Origin of the sequence: Tamaricihabitans halophyticus, assembly GCF_004340875.1 — a bacterium.
GTDB lineage: Bacteria > Actinomycetota > Actinomycetes > Mycobacteriales > Pseudonocardiaceae > Tamaricihabitans > Tamaricihabitans halophyticus.
In genome coordinates, this window is the sequence record NZ_SLXQ01000003.1 from 350,270 (window position 1) to 369,965 (window position 19,696).

The 19,696-nt window shown below is 66.1% G+C and carries 18 protein-coding genes; 11 read left to right on the forward strand and 7 right to left on the reverse strand.

What is annotated here, in order from left to right; all coding sequences use genetic code 11:
• Positions 1–262 precede the first annotated feature (262 nt).
• Entirely contained in the window at positions 263–2,419 is a 2,157-nt protein-coding gene (locus EV191_RS12095) for a putative bifunctional diguanylate cyclase/phosphodiesterase (RefSeq protein ID WP_132877068.1), read from the forward strand.
• A 98-nt stretch (positions 2,420–2,517) separates the two neighbouring features.
• On the opposite strand, the gene EV191_RS12100 is transcribed toward EV191_RS12095, so the two are convergent.
• Positions 2,518–3,129 carry a type VII secretion system-associated protein gene (locus tag EV191_RS12100; protein ID WP_132877069.1) on the reverse strand — a complete coding sequence of 204 codons (612 nt, stop codon included), beginning with the start codon at positions 3,127–3,129 and terminating at the stop codon, positions 2,518–2,520.
• A 136-nt stretch (positions 3,130–3,265) separates the two neighbouring features.
• On the opposite strand from EV191_RS12100, the gene EV191_RS12105 reads away from it, so the two are divergent.
• From EV191_RS12105 to EV191_RS12120, 4 genes are all read left to right on the forward strand, one after another.
• The gene (locus EV191_RS12105; protein ID WP_132877070.1) at positions 3,266–3,646 is read left to right on the forward strand and encodes a sterol carrier family protein; all 381 of its coding nucleotides are present in this window, start codon (positions 3,266–3,268) and stop codon (positions 3,644–3,646) included.
• A 126-nt stretch (positions 3,647–3,772) separates the two neighbouring features.
• The gene (gene purF, locus EV191_RS12110) at positions 3,773–5,287 is read left to right on the forward strand and encodes an amidophosphoribosyltransferase (protein WP_132877071.1); all 1,515 of its coding nucleotides are present in this window, start codon (positions 3,773–3,775) and stop codon (positions 5,285–5,287) included.
• Between the two features lie 58 nt (positions 5,288–5,345).
• Entirely contained in the window at positions 5,346–6,449 is a 1,104-nt protein-coding gene (purM, locus tag EV191_RS12115) for a phosphoribosylformylglycinamidine cyclo-ligase (RefSeq protein WP_132877159.1), read from the forward strand.
• Between the two features lie 26 nt (positions 6,450–6,475).
• Positions 6,476–8,326, forward strand: coding sequence for a C69 family dipeptidase (locus tag EV191_RS12120; RefSeq protein WP_243658904.1), 1,851 nt, complete (start codon positions 6,476–6,478; stop codon positions 8,324–8,326).
• Between the two features lie 25 nt (positions 8,327–8,351).
• Here EV191_RS12120 and EV191_RS12125 read toward each other — a convergent pair whose 3' ends face one another.
• Both EV191_RS12125 and EV191_RS12130 read right to left on the reverse strand, forming a co-directional pair.
• Positions 8,352–9,032 carry a response regulator gene (locus EV191_RS12125; RefSeq protein WP_132877072.1) on the reverse strand — a complete coding sequence of 227 codons (681 nt, stop codon included), beginning with the start codon at positions 9,030–9,032 and terminating at the stop codon, positions 8,352–8,354.
• Positions 9,007–10,632: a sensor histidine kinase gene (locus tag EV191_RS12130; RefSeq protein ID WP_132877073.1), complete on the reverse strand. Its 1,626-nt coding sequence runs from the start codon at positions 10,630–10,632 to the stop codon at positions 9,007–9,009. Before EV191_RS12130 ends, EV191_RS12125 begins: the two co-directional genes overlap by 26 nt.
• A gap of 142 nt (positions 10,633–10,774) precedes the next feature.
• Between EV191_RS12130 and EV191_RS12135 the strand changes: the two genes are divergently transcribed.
• Genes EV191_RS12135 through EV191_RS12145 form a run of 3 tightly spaced genes read left to right on the forward strand, consistent with a single transcriptional unit; the run spans position 10,775 to position 13,780 of the window.
• Complete coding sequence (locus tag EV191_RS12135; RefSeq protein ID WP_132877074.1) at positions 10,775–11,758, forward strand: Bug family tripartite tricarboxylate transporter substrate binding protein; 984 nt, start codon at positions 10,775–10,777, stop codon at positions 11,756–11,758.
• Positions 11,755–12,282 carry a tripartite tricarboxylate transporter TctB family protein gene (locus tag EV191_RS12140; protein WP_132877075.1) on the forward strand — a complete coding sequence of 176 codons (528 nt, stop codon included), beginning with the start codon at positions 11,755–11,757 and terminating at the stop codon, positions 12,280–12,282. The genes EV191_RS12135 and EV191_RS12140 overlap by 4 nt, the downstream gene beginning before the upstream one ends.
• Position 12,283: 1 nt before the next feature.
• On the forward strand, positions 12,284–13,780 hold the full coding sequence (locus EV191_RS12145) for a tripartite tricarboxylate transporter permease (RefSeq protein ID WP_132877076.1): 1,497 nt from the start codon (positions 12,284–12,286) through the stop codon (positions 13,778–13,780).
• 24 nt (positions 13,781–13,804) lie between these two features.
• Here EV191_RS12145 and EV191_RS12150 read toward each other — a convergent pair whose 3' ends face one another.
• The gene (locus EV191_RS12150) at positions 13,805–14,482 is read right to left on the reverse strand and encodes a response regulator transcription factor (RefSeq protein WP_132877161.1); all 678 of its coding nucleotides are present in this window, start codon (positions 14,480–14,482) and stop codon (positions 13,805–13,807) included.
• Between the two features lie 2 nt (positions 14,483–14,484).
• Positions 14,485–15,345 carry a sensor histidine kinase gene (locus EV191_RS12155; RefSeq protein WP_132877077.1) on the reverse strand — a complete coding sequence of 287 codons (861 nt, stop codon included), beginning with the start codon at positions 15,343–15,345 and terminating at the stop codon, positions 14,485–14,487.
• A gap of 114 nt (positions 15,346–15,459) precedes the next feature.
• Between EV191_RS12155 and EV191_RS12160 the strand changes: the two genes are divergently transcribed.
• The 3 genes from EV191_RS12160 to EV191_RS12170 are packed head-to-tail and all read left to right on the forward strand — an operon-like array spanning position 15,460 to position 17,584.
• Positions 15,460–16,176: an ABC transporter ATP-binding protein gene (locus EV191_RS12160; protein ID WP_243658906.1), complete on the forward strand. Its 717-nt coding sequence runs from the start codon at positions 15,460–15,462 to the stop codon at positions 16,174–16,176.
• Positions 16,173–16,901, forward strand: coding sequence for an ABC transporter permease (locus tag EV191_RS12165; protein WP_132877078.1), 729 nt, complete (start codon positions 16,173–16,175; stop codon positions 16,899–16,901). The genes EV191_RS12160 and EV191_RS12165 overlap by 4 nt, the downstream gene beginning before the upstream one ends.
• On the forward strand, positions 16,898–17,584 hold the full coding sequence (locus EV191_RS12170) for a hypothetical protein (RefSeq protein WP_132877079.1): 687 nt from the start codon (positions 16,898–16,900) through the stop codon (positions 17,582–17,584). Before EV191_RS12165 ends, EV191_RS12170 begins: the two co-directional genes overlap by 4 nt.
• Before the next feature lies 1 nt (position 17,585).
• On the opposite strand, the gene EV191_RS12175 is transcribed toward EV191_RS12170, so the two are convergent.
• Together EV191_RS12175 and EV191_RS12180 are read right to left on the reverse strand one after the other, a co-directional pair.
• Complete coding sequence (locus EV191_RS12175) at positions 17,586–18,590, reverse strand: Gfo/Idh/MocA family protein (protein ID WP_132877080.1); 1,005 nt, start codon at positions 18,588–18,590, stop codon at positions 17,586–17,588.
• Positions 18,587–19,600: a LacI family DNA-binding transcriptional regulator gene (locus EV191_RS12180; RefSeq protein ID WP_243658907.1), complete on the reverse strand. Its 1,014-nt coding sequence runs from the start codon at positions 19,598–19,600 to the stop codon at positions 18,587–18,589. The genes EV191_RS12175 and EV191_RS12180 overlap by 4 nt, the downstream gene beginning before the upstream one ends.
• Positions 19,601–19,696 lie beyond the last annotated feature (96 nt).

A 19,696-nucleotide genomic window follows, 5' to 3' on the forward strand; every position in this document is an offset into this window, starting at 1 on the left:
TATCCCGTCGGAGGGTACTCAACTGAGGGATACTTTTTTACGGACAGAAGCTGTCAAGACAGTTACATACGGCCGAGTCGGCGTTATGCTGGGCGGTCGAAACGGGTGATATTGCAACCGCGACTGAGGACGGCTGACCGGATGTGTGACCGTCGAACGATCGCTGTGAGGTGACGGGGGATGTTCGGGTCAACGGTTGACAGCACTCTCCGTATTGTCACAGTGACCATCGTCCCGGTTACTTTGGGCTGGTAGTCGAGCGATGGCATCCGGCGTGCGGATTGAGCGCTCGGCCAGGGTCCTGCGCGACCGTGGCCGCACCGTCGAGCCCTATGTGCGCGAGTGGGGGATGGAGCTTCGGCGTACCTCGCATCTGGCGCTCAGCGGTACCGCGCTACTTGATCGGCTTGGCGAGTTCTGCGCGGCGCTGAGCCAGATGTTCCTCGAGGACACCTGGCATGAGGACACCGCGCAGTGGCTCGGCGCCGAGCTGGTACGGCTGAACGCCACCTCGCCGGAAGCGCTGGCGAGCACGATGGACCTGATCGCCTCCGAGCTCGCACCCCGGTTCGGCCGGCTCGAGGTTGGCCGGTGCGGTCAGATCCAGGGCGCGGTGGCCGCCGGATACGTCGCCGAACTGCGCGGCAGGGTGCTCGATGAGCAGGAATCCGTGCGGGTGGCCATGGTCCAGGCGGTGGAACGGGCAGAATCGGACCGCTACACCACGGCCGCCCGGTTCAGCGCGGTGTTCTCCCAGACCAGCGTCGGGGTCGCGATCTCCGATATGCGTGGCAATACCGTTCGGGTGAACCGCTCGATGGCCGAGCTGCTCGGGCGCGCCGTGGACGAGGCGGCCGAGCTGCGCTTCCCCGAGTTCTTCTACGCTGCCGAGCCGGACGAGGTGTGGCAGTCCTATCAGCGGCTGCTCGCTGGCGCGGTGGACCAGCACGCGATGGAAAAGCAGTTCGACCGGCCGGACGGCACGGTGGTCTGGACACATATCAGTGCCTCGGTGATCAAGGACTCGCGCGGCGAGCCGGAGTACCTCGTCTTCCTCGTCACCGACATCACCGAGCGCTACCAACTGGCCGAGCGGCTGCGCCACCAGGCCACTCATGACCCGTTGACCGGTTTGGCCAACCGCAGTCTGTTCCACGAACAGCTGCGCGCGAGCTTCCGGTCCGGGGCGGCGAGCAGGGTCGGGCTGTGCTTCCTCGACCTGGATGGCTTCAAGGTGATCAACGACAGCCTCGGGCACGATGTCGGTGATCAGCTGCTCGTCGCGGTGGCCAGCCGGCTGAACGCGCTGGTCACCGGGGAGAACCAGCTGCTTGCGCGGATGGGCGGGGACGAGTTCGTCGCGCTGATCAAGGACAGCGGGGGTACCGCGGAGCCGATCGAGCTGGCCGAGCGCATCCTGCACTGCCTCGCCGAGCCGGTGCATATCGGCGGGCACGAGCTCAGCGTCTCGGCAAGTATCGGCATCGTCGAACGAGAGCTGGTCGGCAGCACTCCCGAGGAGATCATGCGGGATGCCGACATCACGCTCTACTGGGCGAAAGACGACGGTAGGAACCGCTGGGCCTGCTATGACTCGGTGCGTAACGCGCGCGAGCTGACCAGGTTCACGCTATCCGCGACGATGCCGGCCGCGCTGGAACGCGAGGAGTTCTTCGTCGAGTACCAGCCGATCGTCGGGCTTGCCGAAGAGAACCTGCTCGGTGTCGAGGCGCTGGTTCGCTGGCAGCATCCGACCCTCGGCGTTCTCGGGCCGGACCGGTTCGTGGACCTTGCCGAGGAGACCGGGCTGATCGTGCCACTCGGTCGCTGGGTGCTGCGTACCGCTTGCGCGCAGGGCGCGGAATGGTTGCGGCGCTACGGCGACCAGGCGCCAGTGGTCAGCGTGAACCTGGCCGCGCGGCAGGCACGCGATCCGGCGATCGTCGGCGATGTCGCTGCCACGCTTTACGAGTTCGGACTGCCGGCGGATCGGCTGCAACTCGAGCTGACCGAAAGCGACATCATGGGCCCGACCGGCGAGTCGCTCGATGTGCTGCACAAACTGGCCGATATGGGTGTCCGGATCGCGATCGACGACTTCGGTACCGGCTACTCCAACCTTGCCTATTTGCGCCGGTTACCGGTGCACGTGCTCAAGATCGCCGGCGCGTTCATGGAGGGCTTGCGCGGCAGTGACCGGTCCGACTGGCCGGTGGACGTGAAGATCGTGGAATCCCTGGTGTCCATGGCGCATGTGCTCGGCCTGACCGTCACCGCGGAGGCGGTGGAGACCAGGGCGCAGCTTGATCAGTTGCGCTGGCTCGGCTGTGACTCCGGGCAGGGCTGGCTGTTCGCCAAGGCGGGACCGCCCGGTCGGATCGACGAATGGCTGGACCGCGCGGGCAGTTTGGCCGGCTGACTACCGTCCCCCGAACGGCGGGTACCTGCTTGGGCCGTCCGAGTGAGTATCTACCGGTAGTTCCAGCGAAAAGATCACCCGTTCCGGGGATACTGCGGTCAGGCGTCCAGCGCGGCCCGTAGCTCTGCCGCTGGGATGACGGCGCTGAGCAAGGTGTCCGGATTGAGTACCAGGGCCTGCTCGCCGAGCAGCGGAACCAGCTCCTGGCCGGTGAGGGTCTGCCAGCCTGGCCATTTCACCGGCACCTGCCCCTCGGCCGTGCAGGCGGGTACCAGCAACTCGCCCTCCTTGGTGCGGAAGCCGCTGATTCGCGCTGGCTCGGCTGGACTCGCTACGTCGTCGGCTTCCTCGCTGTCCGAGTAGACGTGCAAGGTCGCGGTGAGCACCGCGGGGGCGAGCGCCGAATGCGGTTCGTGTTTGGCGTAGACCAGTTGCAGTAGCCGCTCGAGCTCGTTGGTCGGCAGTGGCAGGTGCAGTGCCTGCGGCGAGGGCAGATACTCGGCGTTCGGTCGAAAGTCCGGTTCGATCTCGCCGTCGGCGTCTACCGGATAGGCGCCAACGACGCCCCACGGCGGCGCTTCGTGGCCGTGTTCGAAGGCAGGGTCGAGTACGTAGAGCCAGCTGTTCGGGTTTTGCTTCGCGCTCAGGCGCATCTGCTCGGTGATCTCGGGTGCAAGGTCACCCGCCAGCCGCTCGTCGGGCGCAGGCATTGGAAGTCCCCTCGATTCCCCAGTTTGTGTTCCCCAGTTTGTATGCCCCAGTGCGGCGTGCTTGTCCAGCAGGCGACGCGAGTTCATGGTACGGGCCGGTGTCGATCGACTTGACGTCGTATTGAACGATCGGTGCATGGCCGCCACCCGAAGGGTAGATCCACATGAACTACGTGCCGCGTTGGAATCCATGCGGGACTGGGTATCGGGCGAGGGAGCGGAACCACCTCGGGCCGAGGTGGCCAGGGCCGTCCGGCTCAGCCTGCACCTGTTGAGCGAACTCGCGCCTGGCCGGACCGTGGAGGTGCGGGTGCCGCCACACGCGGCCGTGCAGTGTGTCGCGGGTCCGCGACACACCCGGGGCACTCCGCCGAACGTGATAGAGCTGGACGCGCGCACCTGGCTCGGTCTGGCGATGGGTGCGGACAGCTGGTCGGCTGCGGTGCAACGGGGTGCTTTGCGCGCTTCCGGGCAGCGCGCGGATGTCTCCGCGTGGCTGCCATTGGTCCGGTTGTGACCTGGAGCGCCGTCACACGGACCAGCGCGCGAACTGACGCGCGTGGCGCGACCCACGTGGCGAACTATCACGCGCGCTTTACACTGAAGGCGTAGCTATCTCCGCCCTGCAATAAGGAGCGCCTCGGTGCAACCCGAAGCGGTAGCCGGACTTGAGCAAGAACCACGCGAGGAATGCGGTGTTTTCGGAGTCTGGGCTCCGGGTGAGGACGTCGCCAAACTGGCCTACTACGGGCTGTATGCGCTACAGCACCGTGGGCAAGAGGCGGCCGGGATCTCCGTGTCGGATGGTTCCCAGGTCGTGGTGTTCAAGGATCTCGGTCTGGTCAGCCAGGTCTTCGACGAGCAGGCGCTTTCCACGCTGCGTGGGCATATCGCCGTCGGACACTGCCGATACTCCACGACGGGTTCGACCACTTGGGAGAACGCTCAGCCAACGTTTCACACCACTGCCGCAGGTACCGGGCTGACCTTGGGGCACAACGGCAATCTGGTGAACACCGCCGAGCTGCTCGAGCAGATCAACAGCTCCGGTAACCGGGATTTGCTTGGCGCCACCAACGATTCCAGTCTGATCACTGGGCTGATCGCGCAGCGCGCCGCTGATCTGGGCATCGAGCAGGCCGCGCTGGAAGTACTGCCCACCCTGCGCGGCGCCTTCTGTCTGGTTTTCGCCGATGAGAACACGCTGTACGCGGCAAGGGACGCGCATGGCGTGCGCCCGCTCGTACTCGGCCGGCTGGAGCGCGGCTGGGTGATCGCCAGCGAGACCGCGGCGCTGGACATCGTCGGTGCTTCCTTCGTGCGTGAGGTGGAGCCGGGCGAGCTGGTCGCGATCGACGAGAACGGGCTGCGTTCCGCGCATTTCGCCGCGCCACAGCCAAAAGGTTGTGTCTTCGAGTACGTGTACCTCGCGCGCCCGGACACCTCGATCGCCGGGCGTTCGGTGCATGCCACCAGGGTGGACATCGGCCGGCGGCTCGCCGAGGAGTACCCGGCGGAGGCGGATCTGGTGATCCCGGTGCCGGAGTCCGGAACACCGGCCGCGATCGGCTACGCGCAGGCTTCCGGCATCGCCTATGGCTCGGGCCTGGTGAAGAACTCCTATGTGGGGCGTACGTTCATCCAGCCTTCGCAAACAATTCGCCAACTCGGTATCCGGCTGAAGCTCAACCCGTTGCGAGATGTGATTCGCGGTAAGCGGTTGGTCGTCGTTGACGATTCCATCGTGCGCGGGAACACCCAGCGTGCGTTGGTGCGAATGCTGCGCGAAGCTGGCGCGCTCGAGGTCCACGTGCGGATCGCCTCGCCGCCGGTGCGCTGGCCGTGTTTCTACGGCATCGACTTCGCTTCACGGGCCGAACTGGTCGCGAACGGGCTGGATACCGAGGGCGTGCGGCGCTCCATTGGCGCTGACTCGCTTGGTTACATCTCGTTGGAGAGCCTGGTTGCGGCAAGCGACCAACCACGTAGCCGCCTGTGCGCTGCCTGTTTCGACGGCGAATACCCGATCGAGCTGCCAGATGCGGAGCTGATCGGAAAGCACCTGCTTGAGGGCCTTTCGGCGCAAAGCACGGTTGGCGAACCCGAGACCGTTCCCCCGACCGGGTACGGTGCGGAGGACGCGGTACGCCGGCCATGAGCGGCGGTCCGGTGGGTGCCGCGGACTTGTCTTGCCCCTGACTTGGAGACGCGACGTGATTAGCCCTGCTGGGCCCCAAGAGAGCGCGACGCAGGAGAAGGCGACCTACGCTGCCGCCGGAGTCGATATCGCGGCCGGCGATGAGGCCGTGGAGCGCCTGAAACCGCTGGCATCGAAGGCCACTCGGCCGGAGGTGCTTGGCGGCGTCGGTGGTTTCGCCGGCCTGTTCCAGCTGAAACTTGATCGCTGGACCGAGCCGGTGCTCGCCTCGTCCACCGACGGGGTGGGTACCAAGGTCGCGGTGGCCCAGTCGCTGGACGTGCACGACACGATCGGCATCGACCTGGTCGCGATGGTGGCCGATGACCTGGTGGTCTGCGGCGCGGAACCGCTTTTCCTGCAGGATTACATCGCGGTGGGCAAGGTTGTCCCGGAGCGGATCGAAGCGCTGGTCGCGGGCATCGCGGAGGGCTGCCTGCGCGCCGGCTGCGCGCTGCTCGGTGGCGAGACAGCGGAGCACCCAGGACTGATGTCCGAGGGCGCCTACGACGTGTCCGCGACCGGTGTCGGCGTGGTGGAAGCCGCCGCGACGCTCGGCCCGGAGCGAGTTCGGCCCGGCGACGTGGTGCTCGGCATGCGCTCCTCGGGTTTGCATTCCAACGGTTACTCGCTGGCCAGGCACGTCCTGCTGGATATCGGGCGGATGCCGCTTGATGGGCACGTCGAGGAGTTCGGGCGCACGCTCGGCGAGGAGCTGCTCGAACCAACCCGGATTTACGCGAAGGACTGCCTCGCGCTGGCCGCCGAGACCGAGGTGCGCACGTTCGCGCATGTCACGGGGGGCGGTTTGGCCGCGAACCTGGCGCGGGTGTTGCCGAACGGGTTGGTCGCCACGCTGGAGCGCGGATCGTGGACACCGGACCCGGTGTTCGCGTTGATCGCGCAGCGTGGCCGGGTGGACCGCGCGGAGATGGAGAGCACGTTCAATATGGGCGTGGGCATGGTCGCCGTGGTCGCGCCGGAGGACGTGGACCGCGCGCTTGCCGTACTTACCGCGCGCCATCTGCCGGCCTGGGTGCTTGGCGAGGTTCGGCCAGCCGAGAAGGGCGCCGATCCGTTGGCGAGCCGCGCGCAACTGCGCGGCGACCACCCGCGCTTCTAGTTCGTTTTTTGCACAGTGGAGGAAACGTGCGACGCGCACGGACAATGTGGACTGTCGGCGCGGCTGTACTCGCCGTCGGGATGTTGCTACCCCTTGCCCCGATGGGCATCGCGAGCCCCAGTGAGGCCGGGGATGATTCCCGTAACGCAGGGAGATCGACCTCTTCGGACAAGAGCTTCGCTGTCTACATTGGAAAGAATCGGACTGAGAGCGGGAACACGCTGCTTGGCGGATTCGGGCACGAACCGTCCAGCCATTGGCTCGACATCGTGCCGAAGCAGCGGCATGCGGAGGATGCGACCATCGAGGTCGGTGCCACCGGCGAGGCGGATATCCCCGGTGAGCTGACCGAGATCCCGCAGGTGCCGGAGACGGCGCGTTACATCACCTCGAACTACTCCGAGTTCGCCGGCTTTCCCGCGCCGCTGACCAATGGCGGGCTGAACGAGCATGGTGTCGCGGCGCGCGATGTGTGGTCCGATTCGCGTCCCGAACTGGTGGAGCAGACCCCGACGCCGCAGCGCGGTCCGAACTACAGCGACCTTTCCCGGATCGCGATGGAGCGGGCGACGAGCGCGCGGGAAGCCGTGGAGATCGTCGGTGGTTTGATCGACGAGTACGGTTACACCACCTATGGCGGGAACTCGCATATGTTCGCCGATGCCAACGAGGGTTGGGTGTTGGTGGAATTCGCTGGTGGGGAAGGGCTGTGGGCGGCCGAACGGCTCGGCCCGGACGATGTGCGGGTCTCGTATCCGGGATATATCGGCGAATTCCCGACCGATTTCCGGGACAACGATGACTACCTGGCTTCGGACAACATCGTGGATTACGCCGAGCAGCGCGGCTGGTGGAATCCGGATTCCGGCCGCCCGTTCAACTTGCGTGAAGTCTACGGCACGCCGTTTCCTGGCGAATCATTCGAGCTTGGCGAGGTCGCCGACGAGCAGGACGAGTCACCGTACCGGCATCCGCCGTCGCTCGAGGCCGAGTTCCGGGAGCTCGGGGATGTGCGACTCGAGGACATGATGCGGATCGTTCGCGATCCGCGCTGGTCGGACGATCGTGCGGGCTACGGTCAGGTCGCCGAGCTGGACGATTCGCTCGCCGATCCGTACCTGAACAAACTGTGGGTCGCGGTGACGTCGGCGGTGACCACCCCGTACGTGCCGTTCTACATTGGCAGCCGGTCGGTGCCGGTGGAGTTTCGGCAGCATCGGTACCTGACGCACAACTCGGCATCGGAGTATCTCGATCCGGAGTTCGCCGAACAGGAAGCGACCGAGTACGCGACGCAGACGTTCAAGCGACTGCTCTACTCGACCTGTTCGCGGCCGGAGAAGTACCTGACCGACGTGACTGAGGCGATCGAAGGGCTCGAGTCGATCGCGATCGACCGGACGCGCGCGGTTGAGCGCACCGCAGCGGAGGATTTCGCCGCCGGCAGGAAGAACAGCGGGCAGAACGAGCTGAACAACCTGACCGTGGTCTGGTCCGGGCATATGCTCTCGCTCGGTAACTACCTGCTGGAGGACCAGCTGCGCCGTACCGCGGCCGATGGTGGGCCGAACCAGCCGCGGATCGAGCCGGCGGAAGGGGTTGCGGCGAACTCGCAGAGCCTGGACATGTCGCTGCGTAGCGATGCCTCGGCGCGGGATCGAGTGAACTGTGATCTGGGTGGCGGCTGGGCGGACGGCAGCACCTTGGACCGGCAGGGCAGTTACGGCGATCCGGAAAACGTGCCGGAGGACTTCGCCGATGGCCTGCCCGAGGAGACTGACGCGGCGTGGCTGCCGTACGTGCTGACCGGCGCTGGTGGGCTGCTCGTCGGCGCGGCCGGTTTCTGGCTGTTCACTCGAACCCGCGCACGTCGCTAACCACGTTCTTTAAGGTTAGCGAGGTTTAGTGGGCTGACCAGCAGTAGAGGCGTTCAGGGCGACCCGCGCCGCCGTAGCGCAGGGTGACCTCGGCCTTGCCGTGGTCCACGAAGAACTCGAGGTAGCGGCGCACGCTGACCCTGGACAGCTGTACCCGCTCGGCACAGGCGCTCGCCGAGATCGGCGTCCCGGTCTCCCGCAGCGCACGCTCGACCAGCTCGGCGGTCTGCGCGGTGAGCCCTTTCGGCAGCGTCGTGGAACCGCGCGGCCGAGTGCCGAACACCTGGTCCACATCCGCCTGCCCGAGGGCGGTGGACCCGGGGTGACCATCCAGCTTCGCGCGCAGCGTCGCGAAATGTCGTAGTTGATCATGCAGTGCCGGGTAACCGAACGGTTTGATCAGGTAGTGCAGTACGCCCCCGTGCATCGCAGCGCGAATGGTGTCCACATCGCGCGCCGCGGTGATCACGATGACATCCGGTCCACTGTCATCCGCGCGCAGCTCACGCAGCACCGAGATGCCGTCCATATCCGGCAGGTAGATGTCCAGCAGCACGAGATCGGGTGCCAGCTCGCGGACGGCGCGCAGTGCATCGGCTCCGGTATGCGCCACCCCGGCCACGGTGAACCCTGGCGTTCGCGTCACATAGCCGCCGTGCACCTTGGCGACCATGAAGTCGTCATCGACCACGAGTACCGAGATCACCGGGCACCTCCTTGTGCTCCTCATTGTGACCCACCGGAAGCCGCGCGGAAAACACCGCGCCGCCGGCATTGCGCACCCAGACCGAGCCACCCCGCCGCACGCAGATCTGTTTGGTCAGCGCCAACCCGATCCCGCGTTGACCGCTCTGCTCGGCCGCCTTGGTAGTAAAGCCATTCCGGAAGATCTCTTCGGCGATCTCCGGCGCGATTCCCGGGCCGGAGTCCGAGACCTCAACGTCGACAACGTCATCCTCTAGTCTTATGTGGACCTCGATCGATCCCGGTTCGGTGGTGGTCGCGAGCGCGTCCAGCGCGTTGTCGATCAGGTTGCCAAGCACGGTGTTCAGGTCGATGGACAACTGATCATCCACATTGGATAGGTAACTGTGCTGCGAGAGCGTCAGCCCGACGCCGTGTTCGGCCGCGAAACTTGACTTGGCGATCAGCAGTGCGGCCACCGATGGATCGTGCACCTTCCCGCCGACTTCGGTATGCCATTCGTGCCTGGTAGTGCTCACCCGGTGCACATAGTTCTGCGCCTCCGTGTGCTCGCCGAGTTCGAGTAACCCGGAGATCGTGTGCAGCCGATTGCTGAACTCGTGCGCCTGCGCCCTGAGTGCATCCGTCGTCGACCGATTGGAGTCCAGTTCGGACTGCAGAGCGACAAGCTCGGTGCGATCCCGCAGGGTTACCACGGCGCCGGCATGCTTGCCGGGAAAGGAGATCGGCATCCGGTTGAGCACAAGCACCGAACCGCCGCTGAACACGATCTGGTCCGCGCCGAGCGCCCGCCCACCGAGGACATCGATCAGCCGATCGTCCAGATCCAGCTCGTCGAGCGACTTCCCTTCGACGTCCTCCGGAAGCTCCAGTAACAGCCGGGCTTGGTCGTTGGCAAAGGTGATCCGTTCCTGATCGTCGAGGCCAAGTACACCTTCCTTGATGCCGTGCAGCAGGGCGGCGCGGTGTTCGGCCAACCTGGTGATCTCGGCCGGCTCCATGTTCAGGGTCTGTCGCTTCACTCGCTGGGCGAGCAGCAGCGAACCGGCGACGCCGAGCACGGTGGCGATGCCGAGTGGGCCGAGCACGGCTGCCGGTGAGTTGGCGATCCGTTCAACCGCGTTCGGCAGCAACTTGCCGGCCGCGATTACGCCGATGACGTCGCCATCGTCCGCGATCACCGGTACGTGAGCCACTACTGTCTCGTGGTCGGACCAGGATGCGTCGCCGACCCAGGATCTCCCGGTAAGCACGGTGCTGTCGCCAAGGCCGAGCCGATCACCGACCTCCGATGGGTCGGGCGAGGCAAGGATCATCCTGTTCGGACCGGTAATGATCACGTAGTCCGCGCCGGACAGATTGCGTGCCGCGGTGGCGAATGGCGCGAGGGTTTGGTGGCGCAGCGGGTCCTCGAGGCGTAGCCGGACACCAGGCTGCGCGGCCACGTCCTCGGCGACCGAGAGCACCTTGCGCCCTTCGGTTTGCCGGAAGCTGGCCGCGGACTGCATCGTGGAGATCAGCGCGACAAGCGCGAGCAGCGCGAAGACGATCGCCAGCTGCCAGCCGAGCAGCTGGCGGGCAAGCGAGCCCTTCTTGCGCACGATGTCGCTCCTTTACGCCATCCGTCCGTGAACAAAATGACCACAAGTATCGATATGCGGAAAACGGCGACATCACGTTAACCGCAGGGCAATATTCCCGCCAATTGTGATCCTAGGCTCTCGATGAGGAGAGGTGACCGTAATGCGCGCGCGGAACTGGCTCGCGGTGCTTGCCGCCGCGGCCGTCGCGTTGCTCGTGCCGCCATTACTCAGCGCCGGGCAGGGCGATGAATCCGGCGATATCAGCGGGCTGCGAGTAATGGTGCCGAACACGCCGGGCGGTGGCTATGACGTGACGGCTCGGACCGCGGCCAAGGTGATGGAAGACGCCAAGATCAACACCGCGCCGGAGGTGTTCAACCTGCCGGGGGCGGGCGGTACCGTCGGGCTTGGCAGGCTCGTCAACGAGCGCGGCAATGGCAAGCTGGTCATGTCCATGGGGCTCGGTGTCGTCGGCAGTGTCTACACCAACAAGTCGCCTGCTTCGCTTACCGACACCACGCCGATCGTCAAGTTGCTCGAAGAGCCGAATATCGTTGTGGTGTCCCGAAACTCGCCATATCGGACCTTCGACCAGTTGCTCGCGGACTGGCGGAAGAACCCCGGTGGCATTCCGGTCGGCGGGGGCTCCTCGCCGGGCGGGCCGGACCATCTGGCGCCGATGCTGATGGCGGATGCGGCAGGGATCAATCCGCAGCAGGTCAACTACATCTCCTATGACGGCGGTGGCGAACTCCTGGCTTCGGTGCTCGGCGGCAAGGTCGACTTCGGTGTCTCCGGCCTTGGTGAGTACCGCGACCAGATCGAGGCCGGCGAGCTGCGCGTGCTTGCGGTGACCAGCAGGGAGCGCGTTCCCGCCGTGGACGCGCCGACGCTTACCGAGCTCGGCGTGGACATGGAGTTCACCAACTGGCGTGGGATCGTCGCGCCACCGGATATCCCGGACGCCGACCGGCAGCGGTTGATCACCCTGTTCACCAAGATGCGCAACTCGCCGCAGTGGCGGGAAGCGCTGGTCCGCAATGGCTGGACAGACGCCTTTGCCTCGGGTGATCGCTTCGGTGACTTCCTGCGCGCGGAGAACCAGCAGGTGGCCAGGATTCTCGGTCGGTTGGGGTTGGCATGAGCGATTCGACGAGAACCGAACAGTCGAGTGCCCGCGACTGGTTGCGCCGGCACTCGGAGCTGGGCATCTGTGTACTGCTGCTGGCCATGGGCGTGCTGGTGCTTACCGATACGTTCAGCATGAGTGTGGAGTTCACCCAGCGTGGGCCGGTTGGGCCCCGGACTGTGCCACTGGTCGTGGGTTGCGCGCTGATCCTGGTCGCCGTGCTGCTGGCGAGGGATGTGTTGCGGGGCGGTCGCGGTGAAGCCGAAGGCGGCGAGGATATCGACCTTTCCGCGCCGAGCGACTGGCGTACCGTGCTGCTGCTTTCCGCCGCATTCCTGGCGAATGCCGCGCTGATTGACGTGATCGGGTTCCCACTGTCCAGTGCGATCATGTTCTGGGGCGCCGCTTTCGCGTTGGGCAGCAGGAACTACACGCGCGATCCGCTGATCGCCGTCGCACTGTCCACAATCACCTATGTCGGTTTCGATACGCTACTCGGCGTCCCCCTGCCAGGTGGTCCGTTGATGGGGGTGCTCTGAAATGGATTCGCTGAACCTGCTGCTGGACGGATTCGGCGCCGCGATCACGCCGGCGAACCTGCTTTTCGCCGCGATCGGCGTAGTGCTCGGCACCGCGATCGGGGTGTTGCCTGGCATCGGCCCAGCCATGGCCGTCGCGTTGCTGCTGCCGGTGACCTACGGGCTGGACCCCACCGGTTCGTTCATCATGTTCGCCGGCATCTACTACGGTGGGATGTTCGGTGGCGCGATTACCTCGATTCTGCTGAACACGCCGGGGGAAAGCGCTGCCGTGGTGACGGCGATCGAGGGACATCCGATGGCCAAGAAGGGACGTGGCGCGCAGGCGCTCGCCGCTTCGGCAATCGGCAACTTCATCGGCGCGCTTGCCGGGACGATCCTGCTGGTACTGCTGGCGCCGACGATCGCCAACCTCGCGGTGGACATCGGCGCGCAGGACTACTTCGCGGTGATGCTGCTCGCGTTCATCGCGGTAACCTCGGTGCTCGGTTCCTCCCGGCTGCGCGGGTTCGCCTCGCTGTTGATTGGCCTGACGCTGGGGCTGATTGGTTTGGACCAGCTGACGGGGCAGCAGCGGCTCACCTTCGGTTCGTTGGAACTGGCGGACGGGGTGGACGTGGTTATCGTTGCGGTCGCGCTGTTCGCGGTTGGCGAGTCGCTGTGGGTGGCCGCGCATCTTCGGCGTACCAAGGACAAGCCGATCCCGGTGGGAACACCTTGGCTCGGCAAGAGCGATCTGCGCCGTTCCTGGCGGCCGTGGCTACGTGGTCCGGTGATCGGTTTCCCGTTCGGTTCGATCCCGGCTGGTGGTGCGGAGATTCCCACGTTCCTGTCCTATGCGGCGGAAAAGCGGCTCGCCAAGCACGATGAGTTCGGCAAGGGGGCGATCGAAGGCGTGGCAGGGCCAGAGGCGACGGCCAGTGCCTCGGCATCCGGAACGTTGACCACCATGCTCACGCTTGGGCTGCCGACCACGGCGACCGCCGCGGTGATGCTCGCTGCGTTCCAGCAGTTCGGCATCCAACCGGGACCGTTGCTGTTCGAACGGGAATCGGCTCTGGTGTGGACACTGATCGCGAGCTTGTTCATCGGTACGGTGCTGTTGCTGGTGCTGAACCTGCCGTTGGCCCCGATCTGGGCGAAGCTACTGCGGATTCCCCGGCCATACCTGTATGCCGGCATCCTGTTCTTCGCGAGTGTTGGTGCCTACGCGGTCGGCGGCGATATCACCGATTTGCTCCTGCTCTTCGTGATCGGTCTGATTGGCTTCGGGATGCGCAGGTACGGGCTGCCGATCCTGCCAGCGGTTATCGGGGTGATCCTTGGACCGAGCGCGGAACTGCAGATGCGCAGGGCGTTGCAGATCAGCGATGGCGACCTGATCGGCTTGGTGAACAGCCCGTTCGCTATCACCGTGTACGCCGTGGTAGCCCTGATCCTGCTCTGGCCACTGATCCGCAAACTGGTCGGCAACCGAACCAAGGAACACGCCGCGTGATCGCGTTCTTTAGGGATCTTGCGGTTACTTCGCTGGGGCGAGGCCATGATCGTAGGCGGCAATGACCAGCTGGGCACGGTCCCGCGCGCCGAGTTTCGCGTGCAGTCGGTTGATATGGGTCTTCACCGTGTTGATCGAGACAACCAGCCGTTCGGTGATCTCGTCGTTCGACAACCCGCGACCGATGAGCGCGAGTACTTCGGTCTCCCGCGCGGTGAGTTCCGGCGGCAGCCGGACCGACCGGGTACCCGGATGCTCGAGATAGGTTTCGATGAGCCGGGTGAGCACGGTGGGCGCGAACAGGGCTTCGCCATGCCAAACCCGCCGGACGGCGTCGGTGAGTTTGTCCGGAGTGGAATCCTTCAGTAGCAGACCGCTCGCGCCGGCACGCAACGCGCCGTAGACATACTCGTCGAGGTCATGCATGGTGAGCACCAGAATCCGCGTGTGGGCAAGCTCGGGGATTCTGGTTATCTCGCGGGTGGCGTCGATGCCGTTTCCCCCGGGCATCCGGATATCCATCAGGATGACGTCCGGTCGCAGCGTGCGGGCAGCGGTGATCGCGTCGGTTCCGGTTGCCGCTTCACCGACGACCGCGATATCGGGCTCACGGTCGAACGCGATGCGGAGGCTGTGCCGCAGCAGCGCCTGGTCATCGACGAGGAGCACGCTGATGGGCGATCCGGTAGCACGGTCGGCGATCGTCACGGCGTTCTCCCGGAAAGTTCGGCGAGTACCCGGAAGCCGTCGTCCCGCGCGTCGGTGGTCAGCGTGCCACGGTGCGCCGCGAGGCGTTCGCGCAGCCCGGTCAGCCCGTGTCCCGCCCCCGGCTGCGGATGCCAGCCGGCGACCGGCCCGTTGTCGTGCACCGAGACGCGGATCAGGTCGCCCGCCCGCCGTAGTGTCACACTCGCGGTGGTCGGGCCGGCATGCCGAGCGGAGTTGGCCAGTGCTTCCCGGACGATCGCGCAGACGGTGAGTTGAGCGCTGGCCGCCACCGCGCCGAGATCGCCAAGATCCGTGTGGACCGTCAAACCGGCCAGCTCCGCGCCCGCGATGATCTCGGGCAGGTCATCGAGTGATTCGGCCGGTCGAAGCGGTCCCGGCGGTGTTTCCGCATCGCGCAACACCGTCAACAGCTGCCGTAGTTCAGCGGTGGCCTCCCGGCCTGTTCGCTCGATATCGGTCAGCGCCTGCCGTCGTTCGGCGTCCTCGTGCTCGCCGGTGAGATTCGCGGTCGCGGCGCGGACAGTCATCAGGCCGAGACCGTGCGAGGCCAGATCGTGTAGATCGCGCGCGATGCGCAGCCGCTCGGCCTGCACCGCGCGCTCACCCGCCCATGAGGCCAGCTGTTCCTCGAACTCGCGCCGCTGGCGGCGGGTCCGCAGCAGGGCCCAGCCGGTTACTCCGCTCGCGGTGAGGGCGATGGCCACCAGTACGACGATGACCGTCGTCCCGCTGAGATTCGAGCCGAAGGCGAGTACGACGAGTAGTAGCGCGGCGAGCACGCAGCTGGCCGCGCTCCACGCTCGCGAGCTCCAGACCGGCCGTTTTGTGATGGCCATACCGGCCAGCCTAGGTGCTGGCGGTAGCGCGGTCGTCACCTCAGGGGTTGATCCAGGAATCGCGATGTTCACCGCTGGCTACGACGCGGATCGTGCCGCCGCCGAGGTGGGATCATGGCCATGCTTACCTTCGAGCGGTTGACCAAACGACGCCGGACGAAACACATCCTCAGCGAGGTCACCTTCCAGGCCCGGCCAGGACGGATCACCGGCTTCCTCGGTCCGAATGGCGCCGGCAAAACCTCCACCCTGCGCATCCTGCTCGGGCTGGACCGAGCGACCTCGGGAACGGCGCTGGTGGATGGCCGGCCGTACCGTACGCTGCGCGATCCGGCCCGCAAGGTAGGTGCGCTGCTGGACGGTTCGGGCGCGCACCGCTCGCGCACTGGCAGGGCACATCTGCGCTGGGTGGCCCGATCGGCGGGGATCGATGCCGCCAGGGTCGAGGACGTTCTGGAACTCGTGGGCATCGCGGAAGCCGCGGGCAGCCGGGTCGCCACCTACTCGCTCGGGATGGGCCAACGCCTCGGGCTCGCTACCGCGCTGCTCGGCGATCCCGAGATGTTGGTGCTCGACGAGCCGGTCAACGGGCTCGATCCGGACGGGATCCGGTGGATTCGTGGTTTTCTGCGCGATCAGGCCGATGCAGGCCGTACCGTCCTGCTGTCCAGTCACCTGATCGGTGAGCTGAGCGAAACCGTGGACGACGTCGTGGTGATCCGCGCGGGAAAGATCGTCGCCAACGGCCCGCTCGCGGACGTGACCACCGGCTACCGGAACCTCGAGGACGCGTTCTTCGCGGCCATCGGTCAGCGGAGCGCTGACCGATGAGGACGGTGCGCGCCGAGCTGTCGAAGCTGGCTTCGCTTCCCGCGTTCTGGTTCGCCTGTGTCGTGGGTGTGCTGGTGCCAACCGGAATCGTGCTCCTCGCGGGCCGGGCGGCTCCCCGCGTCGATGATGGCTACCAGGAGCTGGCCGTCGGTGTGCTCGGCGCGATCGTTCTTGGGGTCATCGCGATGAGTAGCGAGTACACCAGCGAGGGCGCGGAATCGGCCGGTGGGCGGCAGATCAACACCACACTGACGGCGGTACCTACACGGGGTCGACTGTTCCTGGCGAAGGCGCTCGTGGTGGGCAGCACCAGCTTCGTACTGGCGATCCTCGCAACGACTGCCGTGTTCAGCGTGCTGCGACTCAGCCAGGGCGTTGGTGTGCTCGCGCTGACCGGGGATGATCTCGCGCGAATGGGCGGCGTTATCGCGTACTGGGTGCTGATGTCCTTGCTTGGCTACGGGCTGACCGCCTTCACGCGTAGCGGGATAATCCCGCTTGCCGTGTTGCTGGTGAACTCGTCAACGGTCAGCGTCAGCTACCTGCTCACCAAGGCAACGCCATTGGCCAACTACCTTCCGGATCTCGCTGGTATGCGGATGTTCTCCCGCGACTTGGCGACGGATGTCGAACTGTCCCCGTTGCTCGGTGGCGCGGTGATGGCAGTGTGGGTTGCCGGACTACTCATCGTCGCCAAGCTGGTGTTCGCCAGGAGGGACGCGTGAGCGCATTGCTCCGATGTGGACGAATACACGTGTTCTGCCGTGCTATGCACAGCGAACTGGTCAAACTCTGGTCGCTGCCGGCGTTCTGGTTGACACTGGCTGGTACTTTCGGCGGCGCGCTGCTGCTCACCCTCGCGCTCAGCTCGGCGCCGCCGACCGGTCCAGTTGAGTTGGACAAGGTGCTTGTTCAGCCCGTTGCTTACGCCCAGGCGGGTTTCGTGCTGCTCGGCGTACTGGCGGCCTGCTCCGAGTACGCCGGTGGCCAGATCCGCACCACCTTGCTCGCGATGCCGCAACGCGTTAGCCAGCGACTCGCCGCCACGGCGGCACTGCTGTTGCTCGCGCTCGTAGTAGCCGCGCTGGTCGTTGGCGGCGGTGTCCTGTTTGGCTACGTCCTGCTCGCCGAGGCGGCCGGCGCGCTCGATGCCGGCCTGCTCGTGCCGAGCGCGCTGAACGCGATCGGCTACCTGGCTGTGTTGACGGTACTGGGCGCTGCGCTTGGCACGCTTACTCGCCGAGTGTTACCAGCCGCGGCGGCACTGTTGCTGTACCTGTTCGTGCTCAGCCCGCTGGTTTCCGGTCAGCCGGTCACTGATACGCAGCCCGATACCGCTGGTCTTGCGCCCTGGTCACTCGCGTTCCTCGTCGCGTCTATTGTCGTGGTCAAGCACCGGGATGCCTGAGCTAGCCTTGCCGGACCTCGGCGAGCGCCACCGGACGCCGCTCGCGGCGGGATAGCTCACAGGCTTCCGCCACATAGAAGGATTCCAGTGCGTCGGCGACCGTGCAGGGATTCGCTCGGTCGCCGCGAACGACCTCGGTGAACGCGCGTAGCTCGGCCGCGTAGGCATCATGGAACCGATCCATGAACATCGGATAGGCCGGACCACTTGGCCATTCGACACCCGGCTCGGTCGAGCGCAACGGCAACCGGTCATCCAGTCCAACCGCGACACTGTCCTGCGATCCGAGCACTTCGAGTCGGACGTCGTAGCCAGCCGCGTTGTACCTGGTTCCGGCGACCTGCGCCAACGTGCCGTCCACAAGGGTCAGTACCGCGCTTGCCGTGTCCACATCGCCAGCCTCGGCGAAGTACTCGGCGCCCCGGTTGGAGCCGACGGCGTACACCTCAGCCACTTCCTGCCCGGTCAGCCAGCGGATGATGTCGAAATCGTGCACGCTGCAATCGCGGAAGAAACCACCGGAAGAACGGACATACTCGGCTGGCGGCGGCGCAGGGTCCAATGTGGTCGCACGAAGGGTGTGCAGCCAGCCAAGCGAACCCGACCGCACCGTCTCGCGTGCGGCGAGGTAGCCAGCGTCGAACCGGCGCTGGAAGCCGATCTGCACCGTAGCGCCGGCCTGTTCCACGTGCCGCAGCACGGCGACGGTGCCCGCGACATCCGAAGCGACCGGCTTCTCGCAGAACACCGGAAGCCCGGCATCGACCGCCCTGGTGATCAGCTCGGCGTGCGCATCGGTAGCCGCGGCGATCACCAGGCCATCCAGGTTCGCCTCGAACAACTCGTCGATGCTGGCCGCCGCGGTGCAGCCGAGGTCATCCGCGACCTGCTTGGCTCGCTCCACCGCGGTATCCGCGATGATCAACGTTTCGACGCCTGTCGCGGAGTTCAGCGTCGCGGCGTGGAACGCACCGATTCGCCCAGCGCCGGCAAGTCCGAGTTTCATGTCTCGCGTCCCTTCGTTCGTGGCCCTGCGGTCGTATCCCGGATCACCAGCTCCGGGTTGAGCAGGTGGCGGGCGGCAGCAGTGCGCTCGCCGCGAATCCGCTCCACGAGCGCCGTCGCGGCGAGCCTGCCGAGTTCCATCCGCGGTTGGTCAATCGTGGTCAGCGAAACATGCCGGAGCGCGGCCAGGGAGGTGTTGTCGTAGCCGACCACCGAAACGTCGGCGGGCACGCGGTAGCCGGCGTCCTCGAGCGCGGAGATTGCCCCGATCGCGTTGAAGTCGTTCCCGGCCACCAGCGCGGTGGGCATCTCGTTGCCACGCAACAGCTCGGCCACCGCCTTGGCGCCGGCCTCGTCGGTGTGTTCGCTGCGGATCACCTTCGGTCGCAACTCGTGTTCGCGCATCGCGGCGAGGTAGCCCCTTCGCCTGCTGGTGGAGTTCGCCCCGCCACCGCCGTCCAGGTGGACAATCTCGGTATGTCCAAGGCGGACAAGGTGGTGCACGGCGAGTGCGGCGCCGGCTTCACCATCGTCGTTCACGGTGTCTACATTGCTCAGCCGGGAGCCCCGGGAGACGAGCACTACCGGGCAGGATTCCGCCGCCTTGCCGATCGCACCGCTTGGCAGCACTGGGGAGAGCAGCGCGATTCCCGCTGGTCGGAAGGAGAGCAACCGATCCAGCGCCTCGCGCTCGCGGGCCGGCTTCCGGCCGCCAGTGTTCAGCACGACTTCGAACCCGACCGCCCGCGCGGCCGCGTCCAGCCCTTCCACCACCTCGGCGAAGAAGGCGTTGCGCAGATCGGAAACCAGCACGCCGAGTACCGTCGAGGTACGGCTGGCCAGCGCGCGAGCCAGCACATGCGGCGAGTAGCCGAGCTCTTCGGCCGCGCGCAGTACCGCCGCTCGCCTTGCCGGAGCGACCTTTGGCGAATCCCGCATCACGAGGGAGACGAGCGCGCGGGATACGCCAGCATGCCGTGCCACATCGTCCATCGTTGGCCGAGCCGGCATCGGCGTCCCCTTCCTCGTGCACCCTGCCTCTTGACACGGTGTGACGCGCACTACACGATTAGAGCGCTTCAACATATTAGAGCGCTCTAATTCAGA